At 45.1% G+C, this 13,468-nt stretch carries 10 protein-coding genes; 9 read left to right on the top strand and 1 reads right to left on the bottom strand.

Annotated elements, in window-relative coordinates; genetic code table 11:
• The first annotated feature begins 12 nt into the window (after window positions 1-12).
• A complete protein-coding gene (gene ubiH / locus N477_RS21265) occupies window positions 13-1,191 on the top strand; it encodes a 2-octaprenyl-6-methoxyphenyl hydroxylase (RefSeq protein ID WP_063362519.1) in 1,179 nt (392 codons plus the stop codon).
• Between the two features lie 11 nt (window positions 1,192-1,202).
• Complete coding sequence (locus tag N477_RS21260) at window positions 1,203-2,369, top strand: FAD-dependent monooxygenase (protein WP_063362520.1); 1,167 nt, start codon at window positions 1,203-1,205, stop codon at window positions 2,367-2,369.
• A 2-nt stretch (window positions 2,370-2,371) separates the two neighbouring features.
• Here N477_RS21260 and N477_RS21255 read toward each other — a convergent pair whose 3' ends face one another.
• Complete coding sequence (locus N477_RS21255) at window positions 2,372-3,217, bottom strand: LysR family transcriptional regulator (protein WP_063362521.1); 846 nt, start codon at window positions 3,215-3,217, stop codon at window positions 2,372-2,374.
• Between the two features lie 129 nt (window positions 3,218-3,346).
• Here N477_RS21255 and N477_RS21250 point away from each other — a divergent pair, with 129 nt between their 5' ends.
• The 7 genes from N477_RS21250 to N477_RS21215 all read left to right on the top strand — a co-directional run bounded on the left by N477_RS21250 (window position 3,347) and on the right by N477_RS21215 (window position 13,452).
• Window positions 3,347-3,919 carry a hypothetical protein gene (locus N477_RS21250; RefSeq protein ID WP_063362522.1) on the top strand — a complete coding sequence of 191 codons (573 nt, stop codon included), beginning with the start codon at window positions 3,347-3,349 and terminating at the stop codon, window positions 3,917-3,919.
• Window positions 3,920-4,033: 114 nt separating this feature from the next.
• Window positions 4,034-5,116: a glycine cleavage system aminomethyltransferase GcvT gene (gene gcvT / locus N477_RS21245; protein ID WP_046355902.1), complete on the top strand. Its 1,083-nt coding sequence runs from the start codon at window positions 4,034-4,036 to the stop codon at window positions 5,114-5,116.
• Between the two features lie 62 nt (window positions 5,117-5,178).
• The gene (gene gcvH, locus N477_RS21240; RefSeq protein WP_046355903.1) at window positions 5,179-5,568 is read left to right on the top strand and encodes a glycine cleavage system protein GcvH; all 390 of its coding nucleotides are present in this window, start codon (window positions 5,179-5,181) and stop codon (window positions 5,566-5,568) included.
• 179 nt (window positions 5,569-5,747) lie between these two features.
• Window positions 5,748-8,645 (top strand): aminomethyl-transferring glycine dehydrogenase, encoded by a 2,898-nt coding sequence (gene gcvP, locus N477_RS21235; protein ID WP_063362523.1) that lies wholly within the window; start codon window positions 5,748-5,750, stop codon window positions 8,643-8,645.
• A 1,005-nt stretch (window positions 8,646-9,650) separates the two neighbouring features.
• Complete coding sequence (locus N477_RS21225; protein WP_063362525.1) at window positions 9,651-10,646, top strand: fatty acid desaturase; 996 nt, start codon at window positions 9,651-9,653, stop codon at window positions 10,644-10,646.
• A 312-nt stretch (window positions 10,647-10,958) separates the two neighbouring features.
• Entirely contained in the window at window positions 10,959-11,384 is a 426-nt protein-coding gene (locus N477_RS21220; protein ID WP_063362526.1) for an acyl-CoA thioesterase, read from the top strand.
• A gap of 229 nt (window positions 11,385-11,613) precedes the next feature.
• Window positions 11,614-13,452, top strand: a complete 1,839-nt coding sequence (locus N477_RS21215) for a winged helix-turn-helix domain-containing protein (RefSeq protein WP_063362527.1) — start codon at window positions 11,614-11,616, stop codon at window positions 13,450-13,452.
• The last annotated feature ends 16 nt before the right edge of the window (window positions 13,453-13,468 follow it).

Here is a 13,468-nt window from a genome sequence, read left to right as displayed (position 1 = left end):
GGAGTATCAGGCTTGCAACAATTCGACGTCCTTATCGTCGGCGGCGGCATGGCGGGTGCCACTGCCGCCGTCAGTATTAAAAAACAAATTCCCGATTGCCGAATTGCGGTGGTAGAAGCGTTCGCTCCGAAAGCTAATAGCCACCCAAGCTTTGACGATCGCAGTATCGCTTTGGCTGAGCAATCTGTTGATTACCTGAGCAAACTGAATCTATTCAATAAAACATGGTCATTCGCTGAGCGGATCTCGCAGGTCAACGTGTCTGATAGAGGGCACTTTGGAAAAGCCTCCATCACACCTGAGGAATATCAAGTTGATGCGCTTGGCTATGTGGTTGAGGTAAATCCATATGGTCAGTTTTTACATCAGCAATTACAAAACCAAGATATCACCTTATTTTGCCCTGCAAAGGTAAAAACTGTAACGCAGCACACCGAGTATGTTGAAGTTGAACTCGATGCGGAGCAATCACCTGTTTTGCAAGCAAAGCTTTTGGTGATAGCGGACGGCGCGCATTCGCCTACGCGCGGGCTATTAAATTTAGAATTTGATAGTTTCCCTTATGAGCAAGGAGCGTTAATTGCCAATGTGAAAGTGTCACCGGGTCATCAGGGGAAAGCGTTTGAGCGTTTTACATCGCAAGGGCCCATCGCACTGTTGCCAATGAGTGACGACCGATTTTCTGTCGCATGGTGCATGAACAAAGATGCCTTGGAAGAGGTACTCGGGCTTGATGACTGCGCCTTTTTAGCGCGATTACAGCAAGAATTTGGTTACCGAGGTGGCGTGTTTGAAGCCGTAGGTAAGCGCAGTCGCTATCCTTTGGTGCATGGGCGGATCTCCAGTGTTGTGCACCACCGCGTGGTGGTCATTGGTAATGCCGCGCACGCCATCCACCCCATTGCTGGGCAAGGCTTTAACTTGGGCATGCGCGACATTCAATGTTTAGTATCGCAACTGCAAGCCTCGGACATCGCAACATGGGGCGAACATGCATTTACGCAGGCGTATAAGATTGCCAGAGATAGCGATATTGGTCGGGTGATGACACTCACCGATGGTCTGGTACGACTCTTTTCTAATGAGTCCCGCAGTGTAGCGTTTGGACGCAGCTGTGGCCTGATGATGATTAGTCTCTTCCCTAATTTAAAAGCACCGTTAGCCAGACAGCTAATGGGTCGAGTGCAATAAAAGGAGCTCTCATGCAGCAAGTGCAAGTATGTATTGTTGGCGGTGGCTGTGTCGGTTTAACATTGGCACTTGGGCTAGCACAGCAAGATGTGTCGGTCATGGTTTTGGATGCAGGTAATGCGCCTAAGCCTTTGGCTGAGGACTACAGTATGCGTGTCAGTGCAATTAGTTTGGCCAGTCAGCAGCTATTTGAATCGCTAGATGTATGGCAGGATATTTTTGCCAGTCGCGCCACGCCTTATACCGCGATGGATGTCAGAGATGCAGATAGCTTTGGTAAAATCGCCTTTGACGCGCAGTCTTTGCAGCTACCACAACTGGGTCACATCATTGAAAACGATGGGATCCGCTACGCGCTCTACAATAAATTGCAGGCCTTCGACAATGTCACTTTGGCATTTGAAAGCCGTTATCAAGCCATTCATCAAACCGAAACGGATGTGTTGATCACGTTGGACTCAGGCATGCCCGTGATGAGTAAACTGCTGGTGGCAGCAGATGGCGCGAATTCAGGTGTACGCAAATTATTTGATATGCCGCTGAGCTTTTGGGATTACGATCACCATGCCATTGTGGCGACAGTAAAAACAGATTGCACACATCTGCACACCGCCCGTCAGGTCTTTTTACCTACTGGCCCATTGGCGTTTTTACCACTGGCTGAAGAAAATATGCATTCTATCGTATGGTCTACGTCTCCTGAGCATGCTGAGCAGTTAATGGCGCAAAGTCCTAGTGAGTTCAATAAGTCCTTATCTGCGGCCATTGATATGCAATGTGGCTTGTGTGAAGTGCAAAGTGAGCGAGCGGTATTTCCATTGACCATGCGTTATGCCCAGCAGTGGCTCAAAGGTCGCGTGGTGTTAATGGGCGACGCTGCGCACACCATTCACCCACTGGCAGGGCTTGGCATGAATTTAGGCCTAAAGGATGCGGCGCATCTGATCACAGCTCTGGGTGAGCAAAGCCAAGAATTCGCCGCGCATAAAGTGCTGCGAGAATATGAGCGAGCGCGCAAGCTTGATGCGCAAAAACACATCGCGATGATGCAGGGCCTAAAAGATTTATTTGAAGGTGCCCATCCGGCTAAAAAGCTGATCCGCGGCTTAGGATTGAGCTTAGTAGATAATCTAGGCCCAATTAAAAGCTTGTTTGTAAAGCAAGCAGTCGGGCAATAGCGCTACGCCAAACGCAGCGCGATAAACTCAGCGAGTTTGTTCACCGCATGGGCAGACTCTTGAGTATTCTTGATTAAACTGATCCCAATCTCCCCAAGTTTCGGCAGCTCTGGCGTATGCTGCTGATAGGTCAGCTCTGCGGGCACGGTGTTTTTGGCCAGTACCGTGATCCCTAAGCCTTCTTTAAGCGCAGCGGTTAAACCGGTTAAATCGGCATTGCTGTAGACGATGCGAAAAGAACGCCCGCTTTGCTGTAGCGCTTCGATGGCACGGCGACGGTAAATACAGCCCTCCGGTGCAGCCACTAACGTGATGACTTCTTTTTTTGCGAGGCTTAAGTCGCCGACCCAGACCAGTTGGTCACGCATAAAGATTGGATGACTGACAGACTCAAGTTCTTCATTGAGTGCCAATACCAAGTCAAATTGATCTTGCCTTGATACTGAAAGTAAATGCTTACTTAGCCTGGACTTTACCTCTAACGCTACATCAGGGTAAAGAGAGACAAAGTCACCAATAATGGCGGGCAGAATGCGCGCGGCAAACTCACTGGGGATCCCAAGACGCACGCGTCCTGTGACACTTTCAGATGTAAACTGCTGTAAAATAGCGTCATTGTATTGCAGCATTTGTTTGGCTTGGGGCAGCAGTAGCTCGCCATATTGATTAAGCACTTGGCGTTGACCCTGCTTTTTAAACAGCTTACAGCCAAGTAAATCTTCTAAGCGGCGGATCTGTAAACTCACCGCGGGTTGCGATAAGCCCAGTAGTTCGCCTGCTTTTGCAAAACCTCCGACCTCTACAACCGTGACGAGTGTCCGTAGGCCATCAATTGATAAGTTCTTCATATTTAAAAAAGCTATTTATAAAAGTCGAATACATTAATATTATTTATCAATTGATAAATAATTACAATTTGTTGTTGCCATTCACCCCCCCTATACTTTTGCCTATCTTCATTTCACTAAGGTGGTTGTATGACGTTTTCTCCAATAATTTTTGCCAAGCATCGTCAAGGGACGGTACCTGCTGAAAATGCCTACAGTGCATTGGCCGGTCAGGTGGTATTGGATTTTAGTGGCTTTGAAACAACTCCTTTTCTTAATCAAGAGCTTGGCATTAACTTAAACAAGTTAATTGCACCGGGTTTAGGCATTCAAGGGTCGTTTGCAAATGGCCATCGTTATGCAGTTTATTACTTTAGTGAAACCGCTTATCGCTTCATTTTGGACCAAGACGCAGCACATACATTGCAAGCGCTGGTTGACCAACATGAGCAGGACTATGACATCGAATTGATGCGCCGTGATGATTTGGCCATTGCACAACTCAGTGGTGCGGCAGCATTTGAGTCATTGTTAACCCATTTTTCGCTCACACCGGGCTTAGGTATTTCTGACTTGCAGGCTTGCTATGGCAAGCAAAGTGGCGATGTGTTCATCACCACGCTATTGCAAGACGGTGTGCAGCAGCATCAACTCATCGCGCAGCCAGAGCCACTATCACTGTGGCAAAAGAAGTTAAGCGATGCAGGTTTTTGCATTAACTAATTCCGTGCATTTGAGCTGATTATCAGCTCATGATTAACCCCATCGAGACTATGTGCTCGATTATATGTGAGCAACTTAAATTGCTTACATAAACCAAAAAAGTGAAGGACAAGTATGACTTCTAAAACAGTACTACATGCTAAGCACCTAGAAGCTGGCGCTAAAATGGTTGATTTCCACGGTTGGGAAATGCCAATCAACTATGGCTCACAAATCGAAGAGCACCACGCAGTGCGTCAAGATGCTGGTATGTTCGACGTATCTCACATGACCATTGTTGATGTAAAAGGTGCTGACGCACAGGCGTTTTTACGCAAGCTAGTGGCAAACGATGTTGCTAAGCTAACGGTTGCAGGTAAAGCGCTTTACACAGGCATGTTGAATGAGCAAGGCGGCGTAATTGACGACCTTATCATCTACTTCTTCACAGAAACAGATTATCGTTTAGTTGTTAACTCAGCAACGCGTGAAAAAGATCTGGCGCACATCGGCGCAGTCGCGGCTGATTTTGACGTGACAGTGACTGAGCGTCCTGAGTACGCGATGATTGCCGTTCAAGGTCCAAATGCAAAAGAAAAAACAGCAACTATCTTAAACGACGAGCAGCGTGCTGCGGTTGAAGGTATGAAGCCATTCTTTGGTGCACAAGCTGGAAAACTATTTATTGCAACAACAGGTTACACTGGCGAAGCTGGCTACGAGATTGTTGTGCATAACGACGATGCTGCTGAGCTTTGGCAGCAACTGCTAGACGCGGGTGTGCGTCCGGCTGGCTTAGGTGCACGTGATACGCTACGTTTAGAAGCAGGCATGAACTTGTACGGCTCTGATATGGATGAAACTGTATCTCCACTGGCTGCTAACATGGCTTGGACCATTGCTTGGGAACCAGAAGATCGTGATTTCATCGGTCGTAAAGTGGTTGAGCAACAACGTGCTGACAAGAGCACTGATAAGCTAGTTGGCTTGGTGCTTGAGAGCAAAGGCGTTTTACGCGGTGGCTCTAAAGTTATCGTAGAAGGTGGCGAAGGTGTTATCACTTCTGGTACATTCTCTCCGACTTTAGGTTTCAGCGTAGCATTGGCACGTGTACCTCGTTCAACTGGGGAAACGGCACAAGTTGAAATGCGCAAAAAGCTGGTAGACGTTAAAGTAGTGAAGCCTTGCTTCGTACGCAACGGTCAGTCAGTGATCTAAAATCATTGTAACGAGTAGAATAATGGGCGGTTGCCCAATTAAAACGACCAAAGGAACAAAAAATGAGCAACATTCCTAGCGAGTTAAAATACGCATCTTCACACGAATGGGTTCGCGCTGAAGGCGACGGTGTATTCACTGTAGGTATCACTGAGCATGCACAAGAACTTCTAGGCGACATGGTATTTGTTGACCTACCTGATGTGGATGACGAAGTAGATGCTGGCGAAGACTGTGCAGTTGCTGAGTCTGTAAAAGCGGCTTCTGATATCTACGCACCAATTACTGGTACTATCGTTGAAATCAACGAAGAGCTAGAAGACTCTCCTGAGTCTGTAAACAACGACCCATACGGTGACGGTTGGTTATTCAAAGTGAAGGCGTCTGACGAGTCTGAGCTTGAAAACCTACTTGACGCTGAAGGTTATTCAAATTCAATCGACGAAGACTAATTCGTTGAATGACTAAAAGCCCCATTTTTTGGGGCTTTTGTTGTTAAATCAAACCGCTTTGGTTTGGTTTACTCTCAAAGCATTATTTGTGACTGCGTTACCAAGGCCTTTGTCTGGCAACATTGCTAGGCATCAATGCAGGAACACCCATTTTATTTGGATCATAGGAATCTGGACTAATGTCAAACGCCAAATCTCTTGAACAGTTAGAGCAAAAGCAAGACTTTATTCGTCGCCATATCGGCCCGAATGCCGCACAAGTAAGCGAAATGCTTGCTGAGCTTGGAGTATCAAGTGTTGAAGAGCTGATCGGTCAAACGGTACCTGACTCTATTCGTTTAGAAACAGGTCTTAAGATTGGTGAAAGCCGTACAGAAGTTGAAACGCTGAGCTACCTAAAGTCAGTAGCTGGTCAAAACAAAGTATTTAAATCATACATTGGCCAAGGTTATCACCCAACACACGTACCTAATGTTATTTTACGTAATGTGTTAGAAAACCCAGGTTGGTACACCGCGTATACGCCATACCAGCCAGAGATCGCACAGGGGCGTTTGGAGTCTCTTCTTAACTTCCAAACTCTAACAATGGATGTCACGGGCCTAGACTTGGCAAGTGCATCTTTGCTTGATGAGTCTACCGCAGCGGCAGAGGCAATGGCCCTAGCTAAGCGTGTAGCAAAAGCGAAAAAAGCAAATACTTTCTTCATTGCAGATGACGTACACACTCAAACGATTGACGTAGTAAGCACTCGTGCTGAACAGTTTGGTTTTGACGTAGTTGTCGCACCTGCAAGCGACGTGGTAAATCACGAGATCTTCGGTGCACTATTCCAGTACCCGTCAACATCAGGTGAAGTGGTGGACGTCACTGACCTAATCGCACAAGTACAAGACAAAAAAGCGATTGCCTGTGTTGCCGCAGACATCATGAGCTTAATGCTATTGAAAGCACCGGGTAAACTAGGTGCAGACGTGGTACTTGGTTCGGCACAGCGCTTTGGTGTACCTATGGGTTACGGTGGTCCACACGCAGCCTTCTTCGCAACTCGCGACAAGTACAAGCGTTCACTGCCTGGTCGTATCATTGGTGTATCTAAAGACCGTTTAGGTAACGATGCACTGCGTATGGCGATGCAGACGCGTGAGCAGCACATCCGTCGTGAAAAAGCGAACTCAAACATTTGTACAGCGCAGGTATTGCTAGCTAACATGGCTGCATTCTACGCGGTGTACCACGGTCCTCAAGGTCTTAAAACTATTGCACAGCGCATCAACCGCTTTGCAAGCATCTTGGCGACTGGCCTTAAGTCAAAAGGCGTTGCACTGAAGCACGACACTTGGTTTGATACCATCACGGTTGTGGCTGAAGACGCAGACAAAAACGCGGTCGTTGCACGTGCTGTTGCAAACGAAGTGAACTTTGCAATTAACCACGCAGGCGAGTACTCAATCGCACTGAATGAGACAACCACACGCGCTGACATCACAGAATTATTCGACATCATCCTTGGCGAAGGCCACGGTCTTGATGTGGCTGCGCTTGACGCAGAGGTTGCGGCAAACGACATCACAGGTATCCCAGCAAGCTTGGTACGTGATGACGAGATCCTAACCCATCCAAACTTTAATGAGTATCACAGCGAAACTGAAATGCTGCGTTACATCAAGCGTTTAGAGAACAAAGATTTAGCATTGAACCACTCAATGATCTCTTTGGGCTCTTGTACTATGAAGCTAAACGCGACAGCGGAGATGATCCCAGTAACCTGGCCTGAATTCGCTGAGCTTCACCCATTCTGTCCACTTGAGCAAGCACAAGGTTATCAAACTATGATGACTGAGCTGCACGACTGGCTTGTAGATATCACAGGCTACGATGCCGTATCACTACAGCCAAACTCAGGTGCACAAGGCGAATACGCGGGTCTTATCGCGATTCGTAAATACCATGAATCACGTGGCGACGCGCACCGTAACGTCTGTTTGATCCCAAGCTCTGCGCACGGTACTAACCCAGCGTCAGCGCAAATGGCAAGCATGAAAGTTGTGGTTGTTGGTTGTGATGATAAAGGTAACATCGACCTTAACGATTTACGCACTAAAGCGGAAGAAGTGTCTGAGAACCTATCTTGTATCATGGTTACTTACCCGTCTACACACGGTGTATACGAAGAAACTATCCGTGAAGTATGTGACATCGTTCACCAGCACGGTGGTCAAGTATACATGGACGGCGCGAACATGAACGCGCAAGTAGGTGTGACAAGCCCAGGCTTCATCGGCTCTGACGTATCGCACTTAAACCTACACAAAACATTCTGTATCCCACACGGTGGTGGCGGTCCTGGTGTTGGTCCTATCGGTGTTAAATCGCACCTTGCACCATTTATGCCTAACCACAGCGTTATCAATGTTGCTGGCACAACAGAAGGTAACGGCGCGGTATCTGCTGCACCTTACGGCTCAGCGGCGATTTTACCTATCTCATGGGCATACATCGCAATGATGGGCAGTGAAGGCCTTAAACAAGCGACTGAAATTGCGATTGTTAATGCGAACTACCTAACGGCAAAACTTGCGGACCACTACCCAGTGCTATATCGCGGCCGTAACGACCGTGTTGCGCACGAGTGTATCGTTGACTTACGTCCACTTAAAGATGCATCTGGCATCACTGAAATGGACGTGGCGAAGCGTCTTATGGACTACGGTTTCCACGCACCAACGATGTCATTCCCAGTTGCTGGCACGTTAATGATTGAGCCGACTGAATCTGAGTCTAAGGTTGAAATCGACCGCTTTATCGAAGCGATGATCTCAATCCGTAAAGAGATTGCAAAGGTTGAGTCTGGCGAGTGGTCTGTTGAGAACAACCCACTTGTATTTGCACCGCACACACAAGCTGACGTATTAGGAAACGAGTGGGAGCGTGCATATGACCGTTTTTACGCGGCATTCCCAGTACCAGCTGTTGCAAAAGACAAGTTCTGGCCAACAGTAACCCGTATCGATGACGTATACGGTGACCGTAACCTGATCTGTTCATGTCCAGCTGTTGAGACATATGCAGAGTAATTGATATCTGATTGTCAGGAGAAATCCTGACATGGATTTTGATTTGAAAACCGCCTTGAGAGATTAAGGCGGTTTTTTTGTGGGCGGTTTTTGGGGTTCTTATTTTCGCCATCCTGACGAAGGTCAGGAGCCATTTTGTAGAGGCATTGGGTTTAACTGTGATCTCACCCTCGTCATCCTGACGAAGGTCAGGAGCCATTTTGCAGAGGTATTAGGTTCAGCTGCAATCTCGCGTTCGTCATCCTGACGAACGTCAGGACCCATTTTGCAAAGGTATTAGGTTCAGCTGCAATCTCGCCTTCGTCATCCTGATGAAGGTCAGGATCCATTTTTATTAGGGTTATCAGTTTAACAACAGTTAAGATATCGACAGCAGCTTTCAACTAAACATTTTGTCGCGTTGGCGACGACAACCAAGGGGCGGCTGACGCCGGCCTCCCCTTGGAACCCCTCGGCGCCCTAACTATCACACTGTTTCTTCAAATAAGCCATTGATGTGAACGTAACCGCCATGTATTCGCCATCCTTGGCGAAGTCATGGCTTGGCTCGCATCCATGCGAGCGCATTACTCATCAATTACTTATTTTCAGGCGTGATAGAAGGGAAGGGGACGTTGTCTGTGAGTTTGTTTGCTTGTGTAACTCCCCCATAAACTGAAACAGTCCATAAGTACAATTTCTATCAATATAAGAATGAAATTTTACGGTGTGAAAAAGTTAGTACACCGAAACACGGCTAGTCGGCATGATTAAAGAAGCTGAATCGGGTGTGCCTGTACCATGGCGTTGGTCAAAGTACATTTTACAAGTGGTGTTCTAAATATGGTGGGGTGGAAGCCTCAATGTGAAGCGTTTGAAAGAGCTTGAAGATGAAAATCGCAAGCTCAAAGAGATGTTTGTAACTCTTAGTTTAAAACACGAAAATCAAAGGGGTCAGAGTCATTTGATCCCACTCCCCCTCATTTCATGTATCATCCTGATATCAAACATTTAGCATAGCTATCCATGTCAAAATTAACTGCGAAGCAGAACATCAATGCAATCGTGACGGCGATAAAAGCCGAAGAGGCAGCACTTAGGGCGCGTTACTCAATTCTTAAATGGCAAAACGGTATTGCCATGGTTATTTTGCTGTTGTCATTGTGTGCATTCATTGGCGTTGCGGCGCTGTACTATGTTGCGGCGATACCGGCGTGGGGGTGTATAATTTTAGTGGCTTTGATCACCTCCATTGCCCATGAGCTTGAGCATGATTTACTCCACAAACAGTATTTTAGCCAGCGCCCGTTTGTACATAATTTTATGATGTTATGCGTGTGGCTGATGCGGCCAAATACGGTGAACCCTTGGTATCGCAGGAAGATACACCTACACCATCATAAAGTGTCTGGTACTTCTCAGGATTTAGAAGAGCGTTTGGTGGGCAATGGCATTCAATCGCCTTTTTTACGGGCGGTGGTTATTCTCGATGCTCTGTTAGGGCTACTTATTAATTCAAAGCGCTTTAGTAAAGAAATTCGTGGCTTTAATTTTTTTCGGGTCTTTAATGCCGGTGCGCCGCTAGCGACGGCTTACTTTGGGATTTTGTATGGGGTGATAGCCTATTATGCACTGCAATTTGTGATGCCATTCACCTTACCAGCATGGGGGGCTGAGTTACTGGCGGTGGCTGAGTTTTTAATGGTGGTACTGATATTACCCAATATGATCCGCTCAGCGTCGCTGAATTTGATCACTTCTTCCATGCATTATTATGGTGGTGTGACGAATGTATTAGAGCAAACCCATGTGATCACCAGCCGCTGGTTTTTACCGTTTCAATTATTTTGTTTTGATTTTGGTCGCACACATACCATTCATCATTTTGTGCCAAATCAGCCCTTTTATATTCGACAAGTGATCAGTCAAAAAATACGCCCAGTGATGAAAAAACATGGCGTTCGCTTTGATGATTTACATAGTTTAAGGCATGCAAATAGGTATTTGGAGAAGGGAGAGTGAGGAGGGGGGAAGGGGGAAGGAGTTAAGCACTGTTTAAAATGGCTCATTTCACCTTGCGCAAAAGTAACCTCGCTTCGCAAGGTGTATTTTGCACGAACTCACCTTACGTACAGAGAATGTCCTCGCTTCGCTCGCAGTCATTAATATTTGGCAATAAGACTGTTTAAAGTAGTGAGTATGGTTAAAATGGCTCATTTCACCTTGCGCAAAAGTAACCTTGCTTCGCAAGGTGTATTTTGCACGAACTCACCTTGTAGCTGGTACGATGAGTTGCTACTCTCGAATTAAATAATCATAATTTGAGGCAAGATCATGCAGGAGTTTTTCGAAAAGTTTGCGGTTAACACCAAAATTAATGTGGTTTGGGGTGAAATGGATGCGTTGGGGCATGTGAATAACGTGTCGTATTTTCGTTATTTCGAAACCGCGCGAATTGATTTTTTAAAGCAAACCGGGTTGCTCTCTATTTTATCTGAGCCCAGTCATAGTCCTGTTCTGCGTGATACCTACGCGCAATACAAACGACCCGTTACCTTCCCTGACACTCTGTATATTGGCTCATACATTACCGACATCAAAGAAGATCGTTTCACTATGCGCTACGAGGCATTTAGTGAATCGCAGCAAGCTGTCTGTACAACGGGATATGCCACTGTGGTGATGTTTAATATGAAAACAGGGCAAAAAGCGGCCATTCCAGATGATATGCTCGCGATTTTGAAGCAATACGAGATGTGAGCAAAGGGGCCAGACCCCTTTATAGGTTATGCATTCATAATTTGTCATCCTGACGCAGATCAGGATCCTTGTTTTTAAGGCTTGCTCTTTTCTCTACCACTCATTTAATAATCACCACTAACTTAATAATTATCCTAGTAATTTATTGTTCGATTGTTGATAATGCGGAGTCCACAGGGTACTTCCTGCCTTTGTGATAAGTCATATACGATAAAAATAATGATTACTTATGCACTATTATTTTGAAAAGTACTATTTTGATGATGATACTTTTACGCTCTACCAAAACGATAAGCCGATAGATTTAAAAAGTAATGAAGCTAAGTTATTAGCTTTATTTATTAAAAATAAAGACAAAATTCTAAGTAAAGACAGGATCCTCGATGAGGTGTGGGGCGAGCAGGTTGTTTCTGAACAGGTTGTTTTTCAAAATATTAGCCATCTTCGCCGTGTTTTTGGAAATGGTGCGATAACAACATTTTCTAAAAAGGGTTACGTGTGGCAGTTGTCATTTGAGCCCAAAGAACTGAAAAATGAGGAAAAAGCCCCAGTTCAGTTAATGAATAAATGGTATACATCGTCATATTATCTTTATTCTGTTATTACGTTGCTCTTAGTTATTATTTTTGTTTTATTTTTTGGATTGTCTTCTAACGGTTCCCTTTCTAATAAACAATTGAAGGGGCAGGTTTACGTTATCCCCTTTTCATTTTCAGAAGCTTTGGATGAGTTACAAGTTGATCGTATTGACACTTTGCTCACTCGTAATAAGCTTTTTCAAAGCGATGACCATGGCATAGATACAGATGTTGTATTTCGCTATTCAGATAAGGTTAGAGAGCAGACCCAGCTCAATAATACAGCAATATTACTATCCGGGTATGTATCGCAATTAGATGAGCAAATGGTGGTTGAATATAAGTTGCTGGGTGCAGAACGTGAGTGGCACGGTTATATTCTTGCAAAGAATGAAGCGTTAATGACGAATGCGCTTGATAAAACCATTGGTAATGTACAAAGTTCGGGATACCTAAACGAGCCCAACTCAGCATTATTGGCTGCAAAACTACAGTTGCTTTTAGAGCGTCAACCAGATGATTTATCAGTTATTTACCATTTGATAAAGCAAGAAATAACTCATCAAAACTTTGATGTTGCTAGGGCATTGATTGAAAAGCTGCTTATTGAATCCAAGCTGCAAAAAAACTCCCCTTATACTGCATTAGCTTTATATCTTAAAGGTGGCATTTTTCATCAGCAACATGCTTACCAGCATGCCGAACGATACTATAAACAAGCATTGGTATTATTAGCTGAAACGCCCTATTCAAAGGTTGCTCATAATATAGAGTTAGCCTTGGCGTGGTTGGCTTATGCGCAGCATAATACTAGCCAGCTACAACATCATATTAGTAATGCGAGTGAGCATGCGAGGCAAAGTGGTGATGTATTGTCAGAGGTTAAAGCGCAAACGACGGGGTCGATTTTATCTCATAAACTAGGCGACTTGGTAAACCGTTATCAATACTTAAATACTGCCAAATCTCTGTTGATCGCGCATGAAATTGAACAAGCACACTTTGCGGTTATTCATTATCACTTGGCGTTATTTTCACCGAGTAAGGTTGAAGCGGAGTCTTATTTTTTAAAACTGCTTGGTCTAAACAAACTTGCCAAATATCAGTGGATTTATGAAAGCAGTATTGAAGATTTACTGTCTTGGTATATTGAACAAAATAGGTGGGAAGAGGCTATTGGTCTTTTCAAAACGCAGCCAGAAAGTAGTTTTAATCTTAATCAAAAAGCGAGGGTATTACGTGCACAGCAAGATTTCAGGGGAGCAATACAAGCTGCGAAGCAGGCATTTGATAGTGCGAGATTAAGCTATGAGCATAATAACGCCCTACATAGTGCTCTGTTACTTTATCAAATGAAGCCGTATATGAATGAACTTAAAGTAATTGAATATCAAAATTACATCAAAATACATGCCTCAAAGTTTTGGATTGAGAAACACCGTATTGAGCTGAGTGAAGTTGGGTATTTTGATGACCTAGCGGTTAACTAAGTCATCAAAATATGAC

Source organism: Pseudoalteromonas luteoviolacea H33-S, from assembly GCF_001625695.1.
In the GTDB taxonomy this organism is placed as follows: domain Bacteria; phylum Pseudomonadota; class Gammaproteobacteria; order Enterobacterales; family Alteromonadaceae; genus Pseudoalteromonas; species Pseudoalteromonas luteoviolacea_B.
The sequence above is the reverse complement of the archived record's forward strand: the minus strand, read 5'-3'. Positions and strand labels throughout refer to the sequence as shown.

Bases quoted from the DNA above. Each gene is read 5' to 3' on its own strand.
- N477_RS21260 (WP_063362520.1), top strand. From the start codon at position 1,203: ATGCAGCAAGTGCAAGTATGTATTGTTGGCGGTGGCTGTGTCGGTTTA.
- N477_RS21255 (WP_063362521.1), bottom strand. From the start codon at position 3,217: ATGAAGAACTTATCAATTGATGGCCTACGGACACTCGTCACGGTTGTA.
- N477_RS21250 (WP_063362522.1), top strand. From the start codon at position 3,347: ATGACGTTTTCTCCAATAATTTTTGCCAAGCATCGTCAAGGGACGGTA.
- gcvT (WP_046355902.1), top strand. From the start codon at position 4,034: ATGACTTCTAAAACAGTACTACATGCTAAGCACCTAGAAGCTGGCGCT.
- gcvH (WP_046355903.1), top strand. From the start codon at position 5,179: ATGAGCAACATTCCTAGCGAGTTAAAATACGCATCTTCACACGAATGG.
- gcvP (WP_063362523.1), top strand. From the start codon at position 5,748: ATGTCAAACGCCAAATCTCTTGAACAGTTAGAGCAAAAGCAAGACTTT.
- N477_RS21225 (WP_063362525.1), top strand. From the start codon at position 9,651: ATGTCAAAATTAACTGCGAAGCAGAACATCAATGCAATCGTGACGGCG.
- N477_RS21220 (WP_063362526.1), top strand. From the start codon at position 10,959: ATGCAGGAGTTTTTCGAAAAGTTTGCGGTTAACACCAAAATTAATGTG.
- N477_RS21215 (WP_063362527.1), top strand. From the start codon at position 11,614: ATGCACTATTATTTTGAAAAGTACTATTTTGATGATGATACTTTTACG.